A 22,585-nucleotide genomic window follows, 5' to 3' on the forward strand; every position below is an offset into this window, starting at 1 on the left:
AAGCTCAGTGAGGGCGCCCATATCATCATGCGTTAGGCAAACTGCTATTCCGTGAGAAATAAGCGCTCAAGCAATTCGTCGCATTAAAATATGATACAATATAAAAACGTGTGCTCTAGCGCAACGATTGTTTGAAAAATCAAAAGGGGTCGATCGGTTTCGACGGCGATCTGTTCGCCGCGGGGAAGCGTGCCGAGAATGCGAAAGTCCACTCGTAAACGTCCTTTCGCAAAAGAATAAGTGCTAAATCTAATCGCACTGAGTTCGCTCTCGCTGCCTGAGCTTCGCGCCAGGATTAACCAGTGAGCAGCTGCTCCGTTCACCCACTCACGTCTTCGGAGTGGTGCTGAACGTCATGAGAAGACTTGCTTGAATTGCTGGGCTGCAGGGCAATTCAGGGACTTTTACTGTAGATATGCTCGCCATGAATTGTCTGCGATAACATGGGGGCAGAAAAACTGCCGCACGGCCAGCAGACTACGCACGTAGAAGACCGAGGGTACGGTCACCGGACCGGGGTTCAATTCCCCGCGACTCCACAAACGCAATAACGCCACTGCTCACACAGTGGCGTTTTTTGTAGCAAAACCCAATGTTTCCAAGGCTTAAATTAAGCGTCAAAAGCATCTCCGAGATGATGCTGAGTAACGTGCTCAGTAGCGTCAGAACTATCGCAATCAAACTCCCCCGCATCCGCAGCATCAACAATCGCGAGCGCAGCTTCCGCAAGATCCGGTCGCAACGCGTCCAACCAGTGGATGCGAGCATCCCTACCAAACCAACCCATTTGTTTGCGTGCAAGTCGTCGAGTTTTTTGTGCAATATCCACAAAAGCCTCATCCTCGCTCCACACGCCATCCAAATAATCCATAATCTGCTGGTAGCCAAGAGCACGAGCTGCAGTCACACCCAATCGCTCTCGAATCGCGCGCACCTCATCCACAAAACCCTGCTCACGCATAATTTGCGTACGTAAATCCACGCGCTTATCTAAATCTTCACGACGCAAATCTAAGCCAATTTGCACGCAATCAATCACATACTTATACTTCGGAAGCGTTGCGGAATAAGGCTTTCCCGTAAGCTCAATCACTTCAAGCGCGCGAATTGTACGTCGCGGATTGCGCGCATCCATATGAGCCGCAGCAACCGGATCCTTTTGTTGCAACTCATCAAACAGCGCACTCGCTCCCTCTTTGCGCTCGCGCTCCTCCAAAGCTGCACGAATAGACTCATCCGTGCCTGGAAATGTAATATCATCCACAGCAGCACGAGCATACAATCCCGATCCTCCAACTAAAATCGGCCTCACACCACGCGATTGCAACTCACTAATACACTGTCTGGCCAAAACTTGAAATCGCGCAACCGTCATCGTTTCTTCAGGATCAATTATGTCAAGCAAATGGTGTGGTACTTCCGCCTGCTCCTGCGCACTCGCCTTAGCCGTGCCAATATCCATGTAACGATACATTTGATACGCGTCTGCGTTGATGATTTCCGCACGAATCCCACGCTCAGCTAATTTTTTCGCAAGCGCAATACCAAGACTAGTTTTGCCTGAAGCCGTAGGACCAACTATTGAAATTACTTTAGGAATATTATCCTGCTTATTTTCAGACAAAATACACTCCTCGTCAAAATACTTTGCTAGATTTTACTTGCGCTCAATTACCTAAGATATTTATATCACGCTTTGCAAAGAATATTACATTTACATACGCACTCCCAGACGTTTAGCAGTTTTTATAGTATTATTAAAAGACGTGATACTTGATCGTCATAACCGCGTAAACGCAGCAGAACTCTATGCGCGTCTTCATAGCAACGAAGCAGCTAATGAAAGCAGCAACGTTAGCAGCAATGTTGACAATACAAAAAACCAACAAAATTGCTCCCAATGCGGCAAAACTAATTCGCTTATGCTTCCTGAAGACCAAATCGACGAATTTGTAAACATGATGCAAATTTACGAAGGAGCAATGTACGAAATAAGTACAAAGCTCGAGATTCTAGATAGCGAATTTCAGGTGCGGTTCTCTCACGACCCAATTCATCACATGGAGCGTCGTCTTAAATCAGTACACTCAATTTTTGAGAAACTGCAAAGGCGTCATCTAGATATTTCCACACGCTCTATACGCGATAATCTTTTCGACGTAGCTGGAATTCGCGTAATTTGCAACTACTGCGACGATGTGTATTCTGTAGCGCAATATCTTTCTAAACAAACAGACATTCAAGTATTGCAAGTTAAGGATTATATTAAGAATCCAAAACCTAATGGATACCGCAGTTTGCACGTAATTTATGCAGTTCCTGTGTTCTTGTCTTCTGGAGCACACTACACGCCAGTTGAAGTGCAATTCCGAACTATTGCTATGGATTATTGGGCTAGCTTGGAGCACGCTTTAAGATACAAAGCCGGTTTGCCGGATGCAAAGTTGGCTGAGCACTCTCAAACTTTGCTCGATTGCGCGCATAGCTTGCAAAATATTGAAACACAAATGCAAGGTATTCACCGCGATATTAATGGTGCTCCTCAAGTTGAAGAAGCACCTAATAGTAAGGCATAATATAAATACGAAGCGCAAGCTTATGCCATATTAGGCGTAATCTTATGCAAGATTAAAACCAGCTTATTGTACGAACGTATAAATTATGCTGTATTTTTTTAGCATTTTCCCAGATGCTTTAATTATAATTATGTGAGAACGTTGTCTTGACAGCGTTTTATTTCATAGCTGTTAAGGAGAAATAATGACAAACTTTACTCAAGATTATTACAGAAGCGGTGCTCCTGAAGTTATTGACACTCAGGCAACATATGCTTTTGAAGAAGCAAAAAGAGTTTCAGTAGGACGCACTTATGGCGAAATGACGCTTGGATTGATTGTTACAACTCTTGTGGCACTGTTCACTCAGAGCGGTAATTTCTGGCTTAGATTTATGTTTGCAACCCGCGGATGGGGTTGGATAATGTTGGCAATTGCTCAGGTTGTGATAGCAGTTGTTCTTGGAACACGCTTAATGAAAATGAGTGAGACAACAGTACGAGTTTTGTTCTATGCTTATGCTGCTTTAACAGGATTTACTTTAAGCTCAGTCTTTCAAGTATTTAGCCTTGGATCTGTGGCATTAGTATTTGCTTTAACTGCAGGATTCTTCCTGTGCTTGACAATGCTTGCACTTACTACAAAAAAGGATTTGCTTAAAGCTGGTCCAATTTTAATGGTTGCATTACTTGTATTCGTTGTTGCGCAAATTATTATTTCGTTTATTGGGCAAGATACTGGAACAATGCGTCTTATGGCTGGAATTGGCATCGTTATTTTTGCAGGTTTAACAGCTTACGATGCTCAGCAAACTCGCGCATTACTTGCACAATATGAAAATCAGCCTGAAATGGTTAAGAAAGTATCTATTTTCTGCGCATTCCAGCTGTTCTTGGACTTCATTAACATGTTCATCTACTTGCTAGAGTTGCTTGGAGATAATAGAGATTAGCAATACTAAAACTAACATACGTGTGTTAGTTGCTTAGCTATTTAACCCTGCCAGATTAGTATTTGGCAGGGTTTTATTATGCTCTCTGTACTCCAAACGCGAACGCGTTAACAGTGCCGAGCGTTACTAACACCCATCTCTCACACACTTCTCAAATCACCTACCAGAGACACTAACGCAGAACACAAACTGCACCAGTAACGAAAAAACAGTGGCGCTCACGTGGGTAACGCGCTCGCTTACGAAACTCGCGTCGGAAGTCCCCCGGACTTCCAACCTAAGCGAGTTTCCGCTCCGAGTTGCTTTCGCGCGCTAAATCGCAGCGCTCAAGCAGGTCGTCGCGCCAACGTGAGCATCAAATCCCGCGATTGGAGCTCCAAACCCACCAAAACACTCCAAACAAGAGAACACTACCCCACTAATCTGCCCTGCCTTCGTCTTTTTATTGACGAAGGCAGACCTCGCTTGCGTTGAAAGCACACTGTGCTTTCAACCCTGAGCAAGCTCGGCGCTCCGAGTTGCTTTCGCGCGCTAAATCGCAGCGCTCAAGCAGGTCGTCGCGCTGATAAAACAAGCAATACAACAAAAGACCCCACGAGTTTCCTCGCGGGGTCTTTATTAAGCCTTAGCTAATATTTTTCAGTTAGAAAAAATACTAGGCAAGAATCTTGGTCACACGACCGGAACCAACGGTACGGCCACCTTCACGAACTGCGAAGGTCAAGCCCTCTTCCATTGCGATTGCCTGAATCAACTCAACAGTGAAGGTTGCATGATCGCCTGGCTGAACCATCTCAACACCGTCTGGCAAGGTGATAACGCCGGTGACGTCGGTGGTGCGGAAGTAGAACTGTGGACGGTAGTTGGAGAAGAACGGCGAGTGACGGCCACCTTCGTCCTTGGTCAAGACGTAAACTTCGCCTTCGAACTTGGTGTGTGGGGTCACAGAACCTGGAGCAGCCACAACCTGACCACGCTCAACATCGGTACGGTTGATACCACGGAGAAGAAGACCAGTGTTATCGCCAGCCTCGGCCTCATCCATCTGCTTGTGGAAGGTCTCGATGGAGGTAACGGTGGTGGTCTGAGTTGGACGCAAACCAACGATCTCAACTGGGGTGTTGATTGGGAGCTTACCACGCTCAACACGACCGGTGACAACGGTACCACGACCGGAGATGGTGAACACATCTTCGATTGGCATCAAGAATGGCTTGTCAAGATCGTGAGTTGGGGTTGGGATGTACTCGTCAACAGCCTTCATGAGCTCCTTGACGGTCTCTACCCACTTCTCGTGATCTGGAGCGTCATCATGCAAAGCACCGTAAGCAGAGGTGCGGATGACTGGGCAGTCGCGATCGAAGCCGTTTTCTTCGAGGAGGTCACGAACCTCTTCTTCGACGAGGTCGATAAGTTCTGGATCATCAACCATATCGCACTTGTTCAAAGCAACGAGGATCTTCGGGACACCGACCTGCTTAGCGAGCAAAACGTGCTCACGGGTCTGAGCCATAGGACCATCGGTAGCAGCAACCACGAGGATTGCGCCATCCATCTGAGCAGCACCGGTGATCATGTTCTTCACGTAATCAGCGTGGCCTGGAGCGTCCACGTGAGCGTAGTGACGCTCAGCGGTCTGATACTCGATGTGTGCGATGTTAATGGTAATGCCGCGTTCCTTCTCTTCTGGAGCGGCATCAATCTGATCGAAGTCATACTGAGGGTTCAGATCTGGATACTCGCCATGCAGCACCTTAGAAATAGCCGCGGTCAAGGTAGTCTTACCGTGATCAACGTGACCAATGGTACCAATGTTAACATGCGGCTTAGTACGCTCGTACTTTTCCTTTGCCATGTGTTTGTCCTCCTGGACGTCTCGTAGTTTGCCTCACACATTTGTGAGAGGTCTTTCGCTACATATTACTGGGTTTCTGGGTTAGGTGCCACTTCGGTGCCAGAACCCAGTCAACGTAGGAAATTCTAGCGTTGACCGGGGACAGAAAACACCGAAGTAGCGTGCGCTTTATTCGCCGCGCTGAGCCTTAATAATCTCGTCCGAAACGGCCTTCGGGACCTCCGCGTAAGAGTCCATCTGCATGGTGAACATTGCGCGGCCCTGAGTCTTGGAACGAAGATCGCCAATGTAGCCGAACATTTCGCTCAGCGGCACCTTGGCGTCGATAACTTTCACGCCAGTGGCATCAGTCATAGACTGGATGTTACCGCGACGAGAGTTCAAATCGCCCATGACGTCGCCCATGTACTCTTCTGGAGTACGGACTTCGACAGCCATAATTGGTTCGAGAATTACCGGATTAGCCTTAGGAGCAGCTTCCTTGAAGCACATGGAACCTGCGATCTTGAAGGCCATTTCCGAAGAATCGACATCGTGAGTCTGACCGTCGGTGACGGTTGCCTTTACACCCACAACTGGGAAGCCAGCCAAAACGCCGGATTCCATAGCTTCCTGCACGCCTGCATCGATTGAAGGAATGAATTCCTTGGTGATGTGACCGCCGGTAACTTCGTTGACAAACTGGTAGGTTTCGCCAGATTCTGTGTCGAGAGGTTCGAAGTTCATCAAAACCTTTGCAAACTGACCAGAACCACCGGTCTGCTTCTTGTGAGTGTATTCCTGGTTCATAACAGCCTTACGAATCGTCTCACGGTAAGCAACCTGTGGCTTACCAACATTCGCTTCGACCTTGAACTCACGACGCATACGATCAACGATAATGTCAAGCTGAAGCTCGCCCATACCGGAAATCAAAGTCTGACCAGATTCCTCATCGGTCTTAACCTGGAATGTAGGATCCTCGTCAGAAAGCTTAGCCAAAGCCAAGCTCATCTTTTCCTGATCAGCCTTCGTCTTTGGCTCCACAGCAACCTCAATAACAGGATCTGGGAATGTCATGGATTCCAAAGAAATTGGGTTCTTTTCGTCGCACAAAGTATCACCAGTGCTGACGTTCTTCAAACCAACGAAGGTGTAGATGTTACCAGCTTCAGCTGAATCTACAGGATTTTCCTTATCAGCATGCATCTGGAAAATCTTACCAACGCGTTCCTTCTTGGACTTCGTGGAATCGTACACGGAATCGCCTGGCTTTACTTCGCCAGAGTAAACGCGCACGAACACGAGCTTGCCATAGAATGGATGGGTTGAAATCTTGAATACCAATGCTGCGAATGGATCTGTATTAACTGGCTTACGGTCAATTTCAACAGATTCGTCGCCTGGCTTGAAGCCCTTAATAGATGGAACATCTTCTGGGCTTGGGAGGAAGTCGACAACAGCATCCAGCATTGGCTGAACACCCTTATCCTTGAATGCAGAACCGCAAGTTACTGGGAATGCCTTACGCTCAATGGTAAGCTTACGGATACCAGCGCGCATTTCTTCTTCAGTAAGTTCGCCAGTTTCGAGGTACTTCTCAACCAGCTCATCGTCAGCTTCAGCAACCTGATCCATAAGTTCAGCACGATACTGTTCTGCACGTTCCTGCAAATCTTCAGGAATGTCAACGGTGTCATAGTGAGCACCCATATCGTCCTTAACGTCATTCCAGACGTAAGCCTTCATACGAATCAAGTCAACAACGCCAACGAAGTCGTTTTCAGCACCGATTGGAAGCTGAATAACGAGTGGAGTTGCACCGAGCTTCTCCTTGATGGTCTTGACGGAATAGTAGAAATCAGCGCCAAGCTTATCCATCTTATTGATGAAGCAGATACGTGGGACGCTATACTTATCAGCCTGACGCCACACGGTTTCAGACTGAGGTTCCACACCTTCCTTACCATCGAAAACTGCTACAGCACCATCGAGCACGCGAAGGGAACGTTCCACCTCAGCGGTGAAGTCCACGTGACCTGGGGTATCGATGATGTTGATCTGATAGCGGTCATCAACGTCATGAGTTTGACGCTTCCAGAAGCAGGTAGTTGCAGCAGACTGAATAGTAATACCGCGCTCCTGCTCCTGAGCCATGAAGTCCATGGTAGAAGCACCATCATGAGTTTCACCGATTTTGTAGTTCTTACCAGTGTAGTAAAGAATACGTTCGGTGGTAGTAGTCTTACCAGCATCAATGTGCGCCATGATGCCGATATTACGAACCATATTCAGGTCGTTAAGCACATCTTGTGCCATATTCTTATCCTTAGCTCTTTAAGATACCGATTATCTTGTGGATTACCAGCGATAGTGAGCAAAAGCCTTGTTTGCTTCTGCCATCTTGTGGGTATCCTCGCGGCGCTTCACGGAAGCACCCAAGCCATTGGAGGCATCGAGAATTTCGTTGGCCAAGCGCTCAGCCATAGTCTTTTCACGACGAGCGCGTGAGAAGTCAGTAAGCCAGCGGAGGGAAAGAGTGTTTGCGCGAGCAGGCTTAACTTCGACTGGAACCTGATAAGTTGCACCACCAACGCGGCGAGAACGAACCTCAAGATTTGGACGAATGTTATCAAGAGCGCGCTTCAATACAGAAACTGGCTCCTGCTCGGTCTTTGCCTTCACCTGCTCAAGAGCGGTGTAGACGATGTTTTCTGCGATGGACTTCTTACCATCGAGAAGGATTTTGTTAATCAACTGAGCCACGACGGTCGAGCCGTAGATTGGATCAGGAAGCAGTTGATGCTTTTTTGCAGGTCCTTTACGTGACATGTTTTACTTCGCCTTCTTTGCTCCATACAGGGAACGACCCTGCTTGCGGTCCTTGACACCCTGGGTATCTAATGCGCCACGCACGATGTGGTAACGCACACCTGGGAGATCCTTCACACGGCCACCACGCACGAGCACGATGGAGTGCTCCTGCAAGTTGTGACCTTCGCCTGGAATATAGGCGGTTACTTCAATACCAGAGCTGAGGCGCACACGAGCAACCTTACGAAGCGCGGAATTTGGCTTCTTAGGAGTGGTGGTGTATACACGGGTGCATACGCCACGACGCAGCGGGCTACCCTTCAAGGCCAAAGTCTTTGACTTTTTCGGCTTGGCCTGACGTCCTTTACGGACAAGTTGTTCAATCGTAGGCAACTTAAGTTCTCCGATTCATTGTTATCTTCTATTTGGTGAAAACCGCCACACTGCAGCACACCATAACCAAAGAATCGGTTAAAGAGTAAAAGCCACAGTCCACCGGCCCGATGGCCCTCGCGCCTCCAGCCACACATTACTGCGCGCTATCTTTGGCACTTGGGATATCCCAACCAACACGCCTATAACATAAGGCACGTTGTTGGCACACACAAATTGCTATTATACACCTAATCTTGACAATGCAATTAATAAAGTTTTAAAACCCTATTTAAGAATTGGACGCACAGGAGCAGACACATCTAAGCTGCGTTTATTGCCAATTTTACTAGGATCATCAATAATCTTGGCAACAATAGCTTTCTTTAACTCAATCTGAGACGAATTGCCCCATATGATAGTTTTTTTAACATCCCCTAATTCTGTTTCGACAGAATCTTGAGTTTTTGCACTAACTTTCGTAACTCTAGCTCGCAAAGATTCCGAAAGTGAACTAACAATTTTTACAGCTTCAAGTACCGCTCTATTATTCAAACTTCTTTGCACATTTGAAACTTCGATAACAGGTATTCCTTGCGTTGGAACTTGAGCTACGGCATTTAACACGCGACCTTTAGCGTCAACAGCAGTTAATTTATTGCTATCTCGAGTTTTGAGCATTGCTGCAGGACGTTGCGCATGTACAGAAACATGCAAACCATTAGGGAAATTCTTAGAAACTTTTGCTTCAGTTACACCAGGAATATCGTTAAGTTGGTTAATTACTTCTTGAGAAGAAACTAAAAATAGCGATTTACCAACCTGAGTTGACGCAATTGAAGCAATTTTTTGCTCACTCACCCACTCGTTAGAACCAGAAATACTTATATCGTTAGACTTAAGAAGAAAAACTGGCGAGAAGAATAAAAACCAAACAATCGCTGAAACAGAAGCAATCACTGCAAGAATTGCAAGAATTCGTTTAACAGTAAATTGCAAATAAGCAGATTTACGTTCTTTCAAACGCTCTCGAAAATTAATTATTCTAGGACGAGTAATCATTCCAAGAGAACCAGAAGTTTGACTTAAAGTTTTTCTTACAAAATCAAGCTTCGGCAAAAGTCTAGCGTCAACAAACTTACCTTGATGATTTTTTTCATTGATATCAGCTACTCGTATTTGCGATGTGTTTTGGCTGATTATATGCCTTTGAAAACGCTGGTCTTTGCGCAACGACGAAGCAGATCTAGGTTTAGAAATATGAATTTTTTCATCACGCGTTTTTTTGATACTAGATTTTTTTATATTAGATTTTCCGATATTAGATTTCGCACCACGAGCTACACCACTACGCAATTCATTATTAAGCAATTCAGCACTACGAGACGCACTGCTACGAGACGCAATGCTGCTGGATTTATTACTACGAGACTCTTCAGTACGCGCAATATTAAGACTTGAAACGGTACGACGATGCGAATTATTTGCATCAGCATCGTACGATTTGCTTGACCTCACGCGACCCATAATTACCTCTCGTAATAATCTATTTATATTTTAATCGCTTAATTTCAAAGCACTACAATGCTTCTAGCATAACAGACGTCATAGCAGTAATACTTCCTGCACCAACTGTAAGCAGCACATCACCAGATTTTGCACGCAAAGTCAGTTTCAACGCAGCTTCGCGCATATCGTCAACCGCTTCAATTTTTACATCAAGATTCTGCGATTTTGCAGCTTTAACAATAGTTTCAGCATTAATATTTGGAAAATCTTCCTGCTTTTCGCGAGCTGGGAAAATTCCTGTAACAATTACATCGTCTGCAAGAGCCAAAGATTTTGCAAACTCATTAGCAAAAGCCTGCGTTCTGGAGAACAAATGAGGCTGAAACAGCACGCGAAGAGTAGAAGAAGTGTACTTTCTTCGAGCAGCGCGCAATAATGCAGCTATTTCAGTTGGATGGTGAGCATAATCGTCCACAACTGTCACACCATCAACACATCCACGAATATCAAAACGACGAGACGCACCTCGGAAGCTTTCTGCACTACGAGCCGCATCTTCTGGATTCATACCGAGCAATACTGCAGCAACAATAGCTGCAGAAGCATTAAGCGCATTATGCAAACCTGGTATTAACAAGCTAACTTGCACCTTATTCGAACATTTAGCATGTTCATCCAAAATTTTTTCTGGCAATACAAGCGTAAACATTTCTCGACCACTTACAGCTTGCTCATTTTCATGCTCAATACTTGCGAACATAGCTAATTTTTGTACGCGCGAGCTGACTTTCATGCTCCAAGTATCCAAATTACCGTAAGCAATTGTTTTGTTTAAAATATTATCCGGCATAGCTTCAAGTACTTTTCTAGCACCTTCGTCTTCTGCACAAATTATTACGTTATTAATAGCATGACTTACGTGCTCAACAAATGCTTCTCTGTATCGTTCACTAGAGCCGTAATGATCCAAGTGATCTGCTTCAGCATTTGTTACGATTGCAATACTTGGGCTGTATTTTTCAAAACTTCCGTCAGATTCGTCAGCTTCAGCAACCATAACAATTCCATTGCCAGCATGACCACCGTCTAAAACTGTTCCGTCTGCGGCTTGAATAGATCCGCCGATTGCGTAGCTTGGATCAGCCAAATCGCCTGCTGCAGCCACAGTTAATATATGAGAAAGAAGTGAGCTAGTAGTTGTTTTACCATGCGCTCCAGCAACAGTCACGCCAGTTTTTGCAGATAATAATAACGCAAGAATATCGCTGCGATGAACAAGCTTTATGCCGCGCTCATGTGCTGCCATAATCTCCGGATTGCTCGGTTTAATAGCGCTTGAATACACGAGTACATCTGCATGCTCAACGTGTGAAGCACTTTGTCCAATTTCTACTTCAATACCTAATTCTTCCAAGCGTTGAGTGTGATCATTTGCTTCGCGATCACATCCACTTACGCTTACCCCCTCTTCATGCAACATTTCTGCCAGAACACTCATTCCAGCTCCACCAATACCAATAAAATGCACTCGACCTAATTTTGAAATTGTTTGCGAATCATCAAATGCTGATTTTACTGGGTTTAAATCAATATTATTATGAAATGAAGTTGTATTGCTATTAAGATTAGTCATTACTTTCTGCCTTCTTTTGCGATTTCAAGAATATGCTTCGCCATAACGTCTGCAGCATCACGAATACCATAATTCCAAGATTTAGTACGCATAGCTTGTAATTGCTTTTTGTTTTGCAATAAAGCTAATCCTTCATCTATAAACCACTTTGCATTGAAATCAGCATCATTTACCATTACTGCTCCCCCTGCATTTACTACAGGCTCAGCATTGAAACGCTGCTCGCCGTTGCCAATAGGCAATGGCACGTATACAGCAGGTAAGCCAAGTGCAGAAATTTCTGCAACCGTTCCAGCTCCTGCACGACATATAACTAAATCTGCACAAGCAAAAGCCCAATCAATACGCTCTAGATATTCTGCAATATGATAATCGCCACAGCCAGCATGCTCTGGTTTAATATCGTTTATTTGCGATTCGCCTACTTGCTTTGCAACTATATTTCGCACTTCTTCCGCTTTTGCGCGACCAGTTAAGTGAATTACTTGCGCATGTTTTAAAATATCTCCTGCTGCTGCAGCAACAGCTTGATTTATGCTTTTTGCACCCAAAGATCCGCCAGTAACAAGAATAATTGGACGTTTAGGGTCAACGCCAAGTTTTTGCGCACCTTCAACGCGAGCGGAATCATAATCTTTTTCTAATCTTTCACACAATTGAGAAATAGCAGGTCTAAGAGGTAAACCAACTCTTTCAACTTTGACACCTTTTCGTGTGCGCAAATCAGTATTCCCATAAACTGTTCCAACAGCATCAGCCCAACTTGCGCCCAAGCGATTTGCCATTCCAGATTTAGCATTCTGCTCGTGAATCACAATAGGAATATGCTGCGCATGAGCTTGAGAATATACTGGAGCAGAAGCATAGCCACCGAAGCCCACTACTATATCTGCTTTTCTAGCGGCTAGTATATTTCGCACTTTGCGTTTTTCGCGCATCCATCGAATTGGAAACTTAATTGCATCTAGATTTGGCTTACGCGGGAACGGCACTTTTTCTATAGTGTCAAGTTCGTACCCTGCATTCGGAACAAGACTTTTTTCCAAACCAACTTCTGTGCCAATTACACTAATTAACGCTTCAGGATTGAGCTTTTTAATAGCGTTTGCGACAGAAAGCAAAGGATTGACATGACCTGCAGTGCCCCCGCCTGCAAGAACAATATGCACTTCATGCTCAATAGCATTATCAAATTTCATTTCACTACCCTTGTTATAACTTTCATATTATAAAAAGTTGTAAATACTTACTACTTCGATATAGTAAGTTGCGGATTGGAACGCATAAGACCATCAGCTACGCCAATTGCGACCAAACACATAACAAGCGAAGAACCACCTGCGGACACAAACGGCATAGGCACTCCCATAACCGGAAGTATTTGCACAACAACAAGAATATTAACTAATCCTTGGCCTACAATCCACGTTGCAATACACATTAATGTGATTGAAATAAATTGCGATTTCGCTTTTAATGCTGAAGATAGTATGCACCAACCAATAATTACGTATAGCAAAATCACTGCTGCTGCAACCAAAAAGCCCATCTCTTCGCCAATAATAGCGAAAATAAAGTCATTGTGAGCGTAAGGCAAATAATTCCATTTTTCACGAGAGTTTCCGATGCCAACGCCTAATAGTCCACCAGAAGCCATTGCATATTGAGCGTGAATTGCTTGGAAACAAACGCCTTTAGCTGATTTTGCATCACATCCGTGCAAAGTAGCAAGAATACGTCGCATACGATTTTGGCTTGTTAAAACCAAAAGAGCAACCATTATGCAAGCAATAAATATGCTTCCAACAAGCCATTTTGTTGGGAATCCACCTAAGTAGAAAGCTATAAGTGCAATAAGAATAATAATTAAAGCAGTACCAAGATCCTTACCTGCAATAACAAGCAACAACGATACGCCGAGTCCTGCTGCTACAGGAATATACGCGCGCATTTGCACACGCTCATATGCTTGTTTTGCAGCAATCAAAGCTACTGGAAGCCAAATACATAATGCAAGTTTTGTAATTTCTGCAGGCTGCAAAGTCATAGGGCCGAAAGCAATCCAACCAGCATTACCATTAACTTCACGTCGTAAACCTGGAACAAATGTTAAGAACTGTGCAATAACAGAAATAATGTAAATAACAGCAACGTATCGTCTATAAACTGTAACTGGAAGTCGAGAAGCGAAAATATAGCCAATTAAGCCTAAAACGCAATACATTGTTTGGTTTACGCCTTGACCCCAAGGTGCAATTCCGTAGGTGATCATAGTTACTGAAGAACTAGAAAACACCATAAATAAGCCGAAAATCGACAGTATAACCACTGATACTCTCATGCCGTATAAGCACCACAGTGGGTTAGTTAAACTGCGCAAGCCAACGTATTTCTTTAATTCTGAATCTTGAGTTTTGCGCTCTAACGAGTTTTTTGAGTAGTCTTTTTTCGAGGAAAATATTCCAGATACAGTATGCGCTAATTTTGCGTATTTGATTGACTTTGCTGGCTTTACTGTATTTGCTGGTTTCGCTAGCTTTGTTGGTTTCGCTGGTTTCGCAGCTTTCGACTTCTTTACATCTTTTACAAATTTTACAGATTCATTTAAAGAAGAACCTACAGATTTGCCAACTTTAGTAACAGAACTACTTACGGACTTACTTACAGACTTTCCTACAGATTTGCCTAATTCCTTACCCGCTTTGCTTGCATACGCTCCTGCTTTGCTTACGGACTCGCCTACTTTACTTGCTGAAGTTCTAATAGATTTTTTAAAAGATTCAAATTTTTGCTTTTGGGAAGAATGAGAAGAATCTGAATCTGTTTCAATATGATCTTCCATAATAACTTCTGAGACTTTGCACGCTAATGAACGCAAAAACTTTTTAGGCTTATTACTGTTGAATACCATGATTATGCACCCATCGTTGAGATTCTTTAGCAAAACGATTGCCGCGATCGGCGTACGAAACAAATTGATCCATAGAGGCACAAGCAGGAGCAAGCAGAACAACATCACCAGGCTTAGCATAACGCCCAGCAGCTTCTACAGTTTGACGCATAACAGCCTCACCGAATGAAGAATCAGGATTTACAAGCGAAGTATTCTCAATATACTCACAAACTAAGTCATCAACGCAATCATATGATTTAGCGCAAGAACCATCTTGTGAAACAATAGTTACTGGAATGTGAGGAGCTGAACTGTGAAGAGCTTCAACAATTGGACGTTGATCTATTCCAATAACAACAACTGCTTTAATCACATGAAGTTGGTTTGCAATTAAATCTTCAAAATGACCACCTTTAGCTAAACCGCCAGCAATCCAAACAACCGAATTATTAGCAAAACTAGCTAAAGATGCACAAGCAGCATGAGCATTAGTTGCTTTAGAATCATCTACAAATCTAATACAATGCGAAGGATTTTCATCTTCAGACATCAAAGTCGCAACTGTTTGAATGCGATGACCTCCAGGAGCAAACTCGCGTAAAGCACGAACTGAAGAATCTACGTCACCAGTTAAACCTAAAGCTAACGCTAACGCAGTAAGAGCATCAGCTAATAAATGCGGATACACACTGCCATCAGGCTCGCACAGATGTTTTAGCTCACGCAATTCGACAATAGGTTTTAGAGTGCCTTTAGTTCCTCCAGCAACACCGCTGTTATCGACAATCCAACCATCTTTTACGCCAATTTCACCATCTTTAGGCTCTTCTAACGTAAAACCAATCTTTTTACAGCCATCAGCAACTTGTGCACAATCTGCCAATTTGCTTACACGCTCATCTTGAGCATTGTAAACCAAAGCTTTTTGCACATTATTAAATACTTTTGACTTGTCACGAGCGTACGCTTCCATGCCACCATGCCAATCTAAATGATCAGCAGCAATATTAGTAATAGCAGCACAATCAAGAGCTAAAGAATCAGTGAAATGCAATTGGAAAGAGCTTAATTCAACACATAAGGCATCATGCTCACATTCCAAAGCAGCATGTGACACAGACTTTCCAATATTTCCCACGGCTGGAGCATTTAATCCGCAAGCGGTTAGCATTGCAGAAGTCATTTCTGTAGTAGAAGTCTTACCATTTGTGCCAGTAACGCCAATCCAATAAGCAGGTTTATTCGTGCGCTTAGAAGGTACGCGCAAGCGCCATGCTAATTCAACTTCGCTCATTATTGGAATATTGCGCGATGCAGCTTCTTGCAAAAATGGCGTGCGAGGGTTAAATACTGGAGATGTAACAACAGCATCGATTTTAGACCAGTCTATTGCTGAAAAATCATGTATATCGGCATCAGGCTTATTTTCGTCTGCAGTCACAGGCTCAGATCCAACAGCGCGCAAAACCTCAGCTGCACCACGACCAGAAACTCCAAGACCTGCAACTAATACACGCTTAAAAGCAAATGCTTTATCGCTTGTGCACGACTTACAAGTAGATTCAGACGAAACAGATACTTCATTGCCATCGACAATATTCATATTGAAGCCTTCCAATTTTTGAAATTAAATAAGCAAGCCAGAATGCCCTGCCCAATCGGCGTAGAACATCATAAGTGCAGAAAGCACAAACATAAGCTCAATCATCCAGAATCGCACAACAACCTTAGTTTCCGTCCAGCCGAGCAATTCAAAATGATGATGAATAGGAGCCATTTTGAACACACGCTTATGCGTAGCTTTAAAGAATCCAACTTGAATAACGTCACTTGCAGCTTCCATTACAAATAATCCACCCAAAATCACAGCCAAAAACTCTGTGTGAGTTGCAATAGAAAGAGCTGCAAATAATCCGCCTAAAGCCAACGAACCAGTATCTCCCATAAATACTTGAGCAGGATTCGAATTAAACCACAAGAATCCAAAGCAAGCAACAGCAGCACAAACAGCAATAATAGTTAAATCGAGAGGATCAGAAACAGCGTAAGAGAATCCGAAATGACCACCTCCGCGCACATGGTAGCTTTCCCAGAAAGCAATCAAAGCGTAACCAGCAAAAGCAATCATAGAAGATCCAGAAGCTAAACCATCAAGTCCATCAGTCAAGTTTACAGCGTTAGACCAAGCAGCAATAAGGAAATTAACCCAAACAATAAATACTACAATTCCTACACCGTTGCCGAGTATAGAAAAATCAAAAAATGGTTTTTCAATAAAACTCATTCCAGGTTGAGCGCTAGCAATACCAGATTGAGTTGGCAATAGCAATGACAAAAGCGCGTAAATACTTGCAAAAATAATTTGACCAGTAAACTTCGCATGTACAGAAAGACCAAGATTCTGCTTTTTACGAACCTTAGCAAAATCATCAATAAAGCCAAGCAAACCCATTGAAAGCATTGCAAACAGCACCAAAACAGCAGACCATGAAGGCGAGCGACCAACAGAAACATATCTATAAAGAGCAGAAGCAGCCCAACCTGCTACTACAGCAAAGTTAATAACAACACCGCCCATAGTTGGCGTGCCGCGCTTTACTAAATGAGATTGTGGTCCATCTTGGCGAATGTACTGACCGTAGTGCAAACGATGCACTAAACGAATAAGCAAAGGCGTGCCAACAATCGTAACTACGAGCGACACCACAATTCCTACAATAAGCGCAATCACCGCTTAACCTCCGTTTACTGTTCCGTTTGCTATAATACTTAATTTATTAATTTCACACTTATATTGAGCATCGAGCAGTTAAATATTTGCCCAATGTTCAGCAAGCACACTCAAGCCTGAAGCATGAGAGCCTTTCAATAACACAACACTACTCGGATGCTCGGCCACAATTTTCCAAACAATATCATCAGCCTCATCCGCACTGTGCACAAAGTAGACTGCATCGTGAGAAGAAAGTAGTTTATTATTCCAAGAAGAACGTGCACCTTGAGCAATACAGTGAGCTAATTTATCTAAGTCAGAGTCCGTTTTTGAACCAACAGCAACAACTGCATCGACACTCGAATTTGCCACATATTCTCCAATATTTGTGTGCAATTCATCTTCGTTGCTGCCAAGCTCCAACATAGAACCAAGAACCGCTATACGGAAAGGTTTCGAAGATGCACTACAAGAATCATTTTCATAGGCGCACAAACCATCGATTCCTGCTTTCATAGAATCAGGATTTGCATTAAAGGAATCATCAATAAGTGTAAATTTCTCGTCATTCTTAGAAACTGTACTCAATTGCATGCGATGCGGGCTAATATGCGAAACTTTAGACAGCACAGAAGCAATATCATCTAAAGTCATTCCCAAATATCTAGCAACATTTGCTGCTGCAAGCGCATTCATAACATTATGCTCGCCTTGTATAGCAAGATGCACTTCAATATGATTCATTAGATCAGAAGAATTACTACGTTCAGTGGTAGTAAAAACTGCTTTACCAAAAGAATCTAACTTTATATTACTAGCTGAAAGTTGGTAGTCATCTTTACTAGCTGATTCCAGCAATCCGTTTTTAACATTTCTACCGAACCAGCGCACATGCTTATTTTCTACAAGACAAGACATTGCAGAAACTCGCTTATCGTCGGAATTTAATACTGCTATGCCATGTGGCAAAAGCCCACGCACAATCTCACTTTTTGCTTGCGCAATGCGCTCAACTGAGCCAAATTCACCTAAATGAGCCACACCAACTTTAAGCACTATTGCGAGATCCGGAGGAGCAATATGAGTTAAATTGGCAATTTCGCCAACATGATTAGCTCCCATTTCTGCTATTAAAAATCGAGTATTACTGCCAACTTGCAAAGCAGTAAGAGGCAAACCAATATTATTATTAAAAGATCCAACAGGAGCAACTGTTTCGCCTAGCGTGCTCAACAAAGCCTTCAACATATCTTTCGTTGTTGTTTTGCCAACGGAACCAGTAATACCAATAATAGTGAAAGGTTTGTTAAGATTGCGGCGAAGTTCCAAATTATGTTTAGCTAGCAAGCCCAGCGCTTCTATAGAATTATTCACAACTATTTGATTGAGATTAGTGCCTTCGACAACATGTTCAACAATAGCTACAACAGCTCCAGATTTTTCAGCATTCTTTACATAATCATGACCGTCAACATGTTCACCAACTATAGCTACGAACACAGAACCGTTACGGATTTGACGAGAATCACTAAAAACGGAATTTGCAACTAAATCTGTGTCACAACTATTAAACTCGTGTATTTCCCCATGAACAGCTTTAGCAATTTCGCTTATGCTCATAGGCATCATATCGGCATGATCTAAACTCTCAGCATTGCTGGCACACGAAGTTTCAACACAACTCATAACATCCTCCAAATTAGCCACATAATTAAAAGCTCTTAAACAAAACTCACGCAATTAATTTATTTGAAAACTCGAATGAAATCAGCATAATTCAGTGCAGTTCATGCGAAACTCGCAGCGCACTTTTAATAGTCCCACGACGAACACCAGCAGCTAACACCATTGCAATAGATAATGAAAGATGCCGCTGCACATCATTGCCACCAATTTGATCCGCTAATTCAGCTAATTCGTCAGACTCAGCCGATCTAGTAACACAATAAGCGTGCTCTCTTCCAGAAAAACCATAACGTTGACGCAACGCATAAAAACTCATGCCGGTTGCATATGCCGGGTAAAGCGGTGAAGAAGATGCCTTTGCACTAACTTTCACATTTGAGGCTGCATCTTTAGATTCAGAATTAGTATCAGAACTATCTTTAGACTTAGCATCAGATTGAGAATCAGACCCTGCGCCAGAATTGCTTTCATTCTGAGTTTGCTCAACGCCAAGAACATCAATACTGACGGATTGTAACGCGTTCTTAGCTAAAGTTGCAGAATTAAGTGCAATAACAACAGCTGCAGCACCATCTTCTGCACACACAGATAAAGCATGCTGTACATCTGCAATATTTAAAGGATATTGCAAAGACAATTCGCGCTGCAATGAAGTAGATCCAGCATCACTAATAACACCAACAGGATTACCTAACATATGCAAAAAATCAGCTAATCGCAAAACATTAGCATGGATCTCATCATCATCGTCACCAGCAATCGCAAATATTGCAACGCATGAAGAAGGATCTGCATTAATATCACAAGCAAGCTTGCCCAAAGCAACTGGATTAGCAGAAGAAACAAGCAAAGGCAGACCTAAATCTGCAGCCTCACCACGAAATTCTGGTGAAACTAATGCAGCATATGCCCCAGCATCACGTGCAGCTTCAAGCTGACGACGATCGATATGACCAATTGGCACAAATAATCCACCAGGACGCACATGACGCACATCATGAGCAATAGAAGTAATAGTTACCTCTGAAGCAAACGCAGGAACAACTTCAAAACCATAATTTTTTGCAGCAAAACCTAGCGTCACTCTAATTCTAGAGTATTCATCAACCGCACTCATTGCACACCCTACTTTATAGATAACAACATTGTAATGCGTACACTACCAATTCACAGGAACAGGATTTGTGCGTGGAGAAGAAGCTGGAATATCATACTTTTGCATTAAGAATTCTCCAATAGTTTTGAACAGTGGACCTGCAGTCATACCACCATAAATACCTTGTGGATCACGCAAAACAACTGTTATGACGAAGCGAGGATTATCCGCTGGTATAGCACCCGACCAGTCGCTGATTGTAGAGCTAAGTTTACCATCAGCGCCAGCAACTTCAGCTGTACCACTCTTTGCAGCAACACGATAACCATCGACACCAGCAAATCTGTGATAATGCTCACCAGAATTTTCCAAAGCATTCATCATTTGTGCAGCAACATTTTCATCCAAAACGCGCGTTCCTGCAGGACGAGGAGACTTCGTAACTCTACCATTAGAATCTATAACGGATTTAACTATTGACTGACGCAACCTAACGCCTTTATTTGCAATAGTTGCAATCGCATTAGTAAGCTGCAAAGCATTCACAGCATAACCCTGACCAAACAGAACGGTATCTTTCTTACGACCATCCCAAGCTTGAACGCTAGGAAGCAAGCCACAAGATTCTCCTTGCAAATTCAATCCCGAGTACTGACCAAGACCAAATTTATAAAGATACTCATAGCGTTTATCTATCGGATATTTTTCACCAGCCATAACCATACCGACGTTAGAAGATTCCGAAAGAATACCAGCTAATGTCCAACGCTCAACACCATGGCTAACAGCATCATGGAATGCTTGACCGTTCTTATTAAGAGTATTAGGAACAGCAAATTTATCAGTAAGCTTATGCGCACCAGTTTGTAACATTCCAGACATTGAGAAAGCTTTACCAATAGAACCAGGCTCAAAGGTTTGGCTTACAGCTCTAGAAACATTCACCTTAGCTTGCGTTGTTCCAGCTTTAATCTCATCAGTATCTTCCAAAGCAAGTATTTCGCCAGTACGAACATCTTGCACTATTGCAATACCCCAAGTTGCATGATATTTTTTCTTGCCATCAAGCAAAACTTTTTTAACATACCAATCGACATCGCTATCGATTGTGAGCTTAACATCACTTCCGTTGATTGCAGGCTTAGATTCAGTTACAGTACCAGGAATTTTCTCATTTCCTGCATTATTACCTTGATAACGCTGATATCCGTCCACGCCATTCAAAGTTGCATCTTTAGTAAATTCAAGACCAGTAACACCAACCTCACCTTTACGATCTTTAATATCTTTACGATTAACTTCATCGGCATTAGCAACAGCACCAATAACAGATCCAAGAATAGGTCCGCTTGAATATACTCGTTCACTACTGTTCTCTGCATAAATACACCCAGAAAGATTCAAATCGTCAATGGCACGTTTCATTGCAGGAGTCACGTTACGTTTCAATAAAACGTAACGACCAACGCCAGCCAGTTTTCCACCAAGTTCTACAGAACTCATGTGCAAAATCGGAGCAAGCAAACGGGCGACCGCCACAGCGCCCGTGCCTTCTACAGGCTTGCCATTAAGCATATGACAGTTATGCTCGGTTTGTTTTGTGCAAGGAGTCGGAACAAAAGCCTGAGCATTAAGTGGATCTCCAATAATATTAAATCGCTCAACACTTTGAGCCAACACAGCACCATTAGCATCAAGTATGCGCCCACGACGTGCAAGAATTGGTCGCACACGACTACGCTCAGCCTGAGCTGCTTGTGCAGTTGAGCGAGCATTAATAATCTGTATAAAACTTAGCTTTACTATTGCACCAACACCAATTAACGCAAAAACAATTGCAATTACGGTGCACTTACGCGCAAATATCTGCTGAGGAGCGAAACGTTGTTTGATTAAGTGGCGCATCAATGTTTCTCCTGTTTTGCTTTCTGTTGATATTGACGATTTTGTTGGTCTTGTTTTTGAGTTTTATTTGAGTTATTTGTTTGTTTTGAGTTATCGGCTTGTTTTGAGTTATCGGCTTGTTTTTCGTGCTTAGTTTTCTCAGAATGACTATGTTTTCGTTTTGCTGCATAATCACTCAAGTCAATAGAAATAGAACCTTGTTGCGGAACCATTCCCATTCGTTGCGCTCTTGCAGGAAGTTCAGATTCCAAAGTATCTAATTTCGCTTGACGAGCTTCCACATCCTGATGCAAACGAGAAATACGCATCTGTACTGCAGTTTGGTCGAAGGAAATCTCTGCCATTTGCGTACGCAAAAGAAGCGAAGTCAACAACGTAACAACCATAAAAATCACAATAATCATGCAATTTACAAGAGGTACTTTGCGCGTATTGCTCCATGTCATAACCTTGCTGAATCGTTCAAGCACAGCAGAAGATTTACGTTGAGATGGGTTAAACACCGAAGGAGCAGAATTATGTACGTATTCTTTACGAGTCGAATTATCTTTAGTACGACCAGCTGGAGCTGAAGCAGAAGACGCAGAAGAGCGCAAAACACGATTTTGCATGTTCAATACCAT

General features: G+C 43.3%; 17 protein-coding genes and 1 other RNA gene. 3 read left to right on the plus strand and 15 right to left on the minus strand.

Features of this window, described 5'->3' with window-relative positions; genetic code table 11:
* Positions 1–145: 145 nt before the first annotated feature.
* Positions 146–542, plus strand: a transfer-messenger RNA (tmRNA) gene (ssrA, locus tag HXT57_RS04950).
* Positions 543–610: 68 nt separating this feature from the next.
* Here ssrA and miaA read toward each other — a convergent pair.
* Positions 611–1,624: a tRNA (adenosine(37)-N6)-dimethylallyltransferase MiaA gene (gene miaA, locus HXT57_RS04955; protein ID WP_415707511.1), complete on the minus strand. Its 1,014-nt coding sequence runs from the start codon at positions 1,622–1,624 to the stop codon at positions 611–613.
* A gap of 142 nt (positions 1,625–1,766) precedes the next feature.
* Here miaA and HXT57_RS04960 point away from each other — a divergent pair, with 142 nt between their 5' ends.
* Positions 1,767–2,576 (plus strand): GTP pyrophosphokinase, encoded by an 810-nt coding sequence (locus HXT57_RS04960; protein WP_004108491.1) that lies wholly within the window; start codon positions 1,767–1,769, stop codon positions 2,574–2,576.
* 184 nt (positions 2,577–2,760) lie between these two features.
* The gene (locus HXT57_RS04965) at positions 2,761–3,507 is read left to right on the plus strand and encodes a Bax inhibitor-1/YccA family protein (protein WP_004108493.1); all 747 of its coding nucleotides are present in this window, start codon (positions 2,761–2,763) and stop codon (positions 3,505–3,507) included.
* Positions 3,508–4,162: 655 nt separating this feature from the next.
* On the opposite strand, the gene tuf is transcribed toward HXT57_RS04965, so the two are convergent.
* From tuf to HXT57_RS05035, 14 genes are all read right to left on the minus strand, one after another.
* The gene (tuf, locus tag HXT57_RS04970; RefSeq protein ID WP_004118785.1) at positions 4,163–5,362 is read right to left on the minus strand and encodes an elongation factor Tu; all 1,200 of its coding nucleotides are present in this window, start codon (positions 5,360–5,362) and stop codon (positions 4,163–4,165) included.
* A gap of 168 nt (positions 5,363–5,530) precedes the next feature.
* On the minus strand, positions 5,531–7,660 hold the full coding sequence (gene fusA / locus HXT57_RS04975; RefSeq protein WP_004107409.1) for an elongation factor G: 2,130 nt from the start codon (positions 7,658–7,660) through the stop codon (positions 5,531–5,533).
* A gap of 42 nt (positions 7,661–7,702) precedes the next feature.
* Positions 7,703–8,173, minus strand: a complete 471-nt coding sequence (gene rpsG, locus HXT57_RS04980) for a 30S ribosomal protein S7 (RefSeq protein ID WP_012914396.1) — start codon at positions 8,171–8,173, stop codon at positions 7,703–7,705.
* A 3-nt stretch (positions 8,174–8,176) separates the two neighbouring features.
* On the minus strand, positions 8,177–8,548 hold the full coding sequence (gene rpsL, locus HXT57_RS04985; RefSeq protein WP_003813881.1) for a 30S ribosomal protein S12: 372 nt from the start codon (positions 8,546–8,548) through the stop codon (positions 8,177–8,179).
* 267 nt (positions 8,549–8,815) lie between these two features.
* Positions 8,816–10,054 (minus strand): cell division protein FtsQ/DivIB, encoded by a 1,239-nt coding sequence (locus tag HXT57_RS04990; RefSeq protein WP_004108502.1) that lies wholly within the window; start codon positions 10,052–10,054, stop codon positions 8,816–8,818.
* A 52-nt stretch (positions 10,055–10,106) separates the two neighbouring features.
* Positions 10,107–11,669: a UDP-N-acetylmuramate--L-alanine ligase gene (gene murC, locus HXT57_RS04995; protein WP_004108504.1), complete on the minus strand. Its 1,563-nt coding sequence runs from the start codon at positions 11,667–11,669 to the stop codon at positions 10,107–10,109.
* Positions 11,669–12,868 carry a UDP-N-acetylglucosamine--N-acetylmuramyl-(pentapeptide) pyrophosphoryl-undecaprenol N-acetylglucosamine transferase gene (locus HXT57_RS05000; RefSeq protein ID WP_076003024.1) on the minus strand — a complete coding sequence of 400 codons (1,200 nt, stop codon included), beginning with the start codon at positions 12,866–12,868 and terminating at the stop codon, positions 11,669–11,671. Before HXT57_RS05000 ends, murC begins: the two co-directional genes overlap by 1 nt.
* Before the next feature lie 50 nt (positions 12,869–12,918).
* Positions 12,919–14,130, minus strand: coding sequence for a peptidoglycan glycosyltransferase FtsW (locus HXT57_RS05005; protein ID WP_233186349.1), 1,212 nt, complete (start codon positions 14,128–14,130; stop codon positions 12,919–12,921).
* Positions 14,131–14,563: 433 nt separating this feature from the next.
* On the minus strand, positions 14,564–16,165 hold the full coding sequence (gene murD, locus HXT57_RS05010; RefSeq protein ID WP_285089471.1) for a UDP-N-acetylmuramoyl-L-alanine--D-glutamate ligase: 1,602 nt from the start codon (positions 16,163–16,165) through the stop codon (positions 14,564–14,566).
* 24 nt (positions 16,166–16,189) lie between these two features.
* A complete protein-coding gene (gene mraY, locus HXT57_RS05015; protein ID WP_004108513.1) occupies positions 16,190–17,293 on the minus strand; it encodes a phospho-N-acetylmuramoyl-pentapeptide-transferase in 1,104 nt (367 codons plus the stop codon).
* A gap of 78 nt (positions 17,294–17,371) precedes the next feature.
* Positions 17,372–18,961, minus strand: coding sequence for a UDP-N-acetylmuramoyl-tripeptide--D-alanyl-D-alanine ligase (locus HXT57_RS05020; protein WP_033888465.1), 1,590 nt, complete (start codon positions 18,959–18,961; stop codon positions 17,372–17,374).
* 91 nt (positions 18,962–19,052) lie between these two features.
* Positions 19,053–20,078, minus strand: coding sequence for a hypothetical protein (locus HXT57_RS05025; protein ID WP_004108517.1), 1,026 nt, complete (start codon positions 20,076–20,078; stop codon positions 19,053–19,055).
* A gap of 42 nt (positions 20,079–20,120) precedes the next feature.
* Positions 20,121–21,962, minus strand: a complete 1,842-nt coding sequence (locus HXT57_RS05030) for a peptidoglycan D,D-transpeptidase FtsI family protein (protein WP_012914402.1) — start codon at positions 21,960–21,962, stop codon at positions 20,121–20,123.
* A complete protein-coding gene (locus HXT57_RS05035) occupies positions 21,962–22,585 on the minus strand; it encodes a hypothetical protein (RefSeq protein WP_119522581.1) in 624 nt (207 codons plus the stop codon). Before HXT57_RS05035 ends, HXT57_RS05030 begins: the two co-directional genes overlap by 1 nt.

It is taken from the genome of Gardnerella sp. KA00771, from assembly GCF_049244045.1.
In the GTDB taxonomy this organism is placed as follows: Bacteria; Actinomycetota; Actinomycetes; order Actinomycetales; family Bifidobacteriaceae; genus Bifidobacterium; species Bifidobacterium swidsinskii.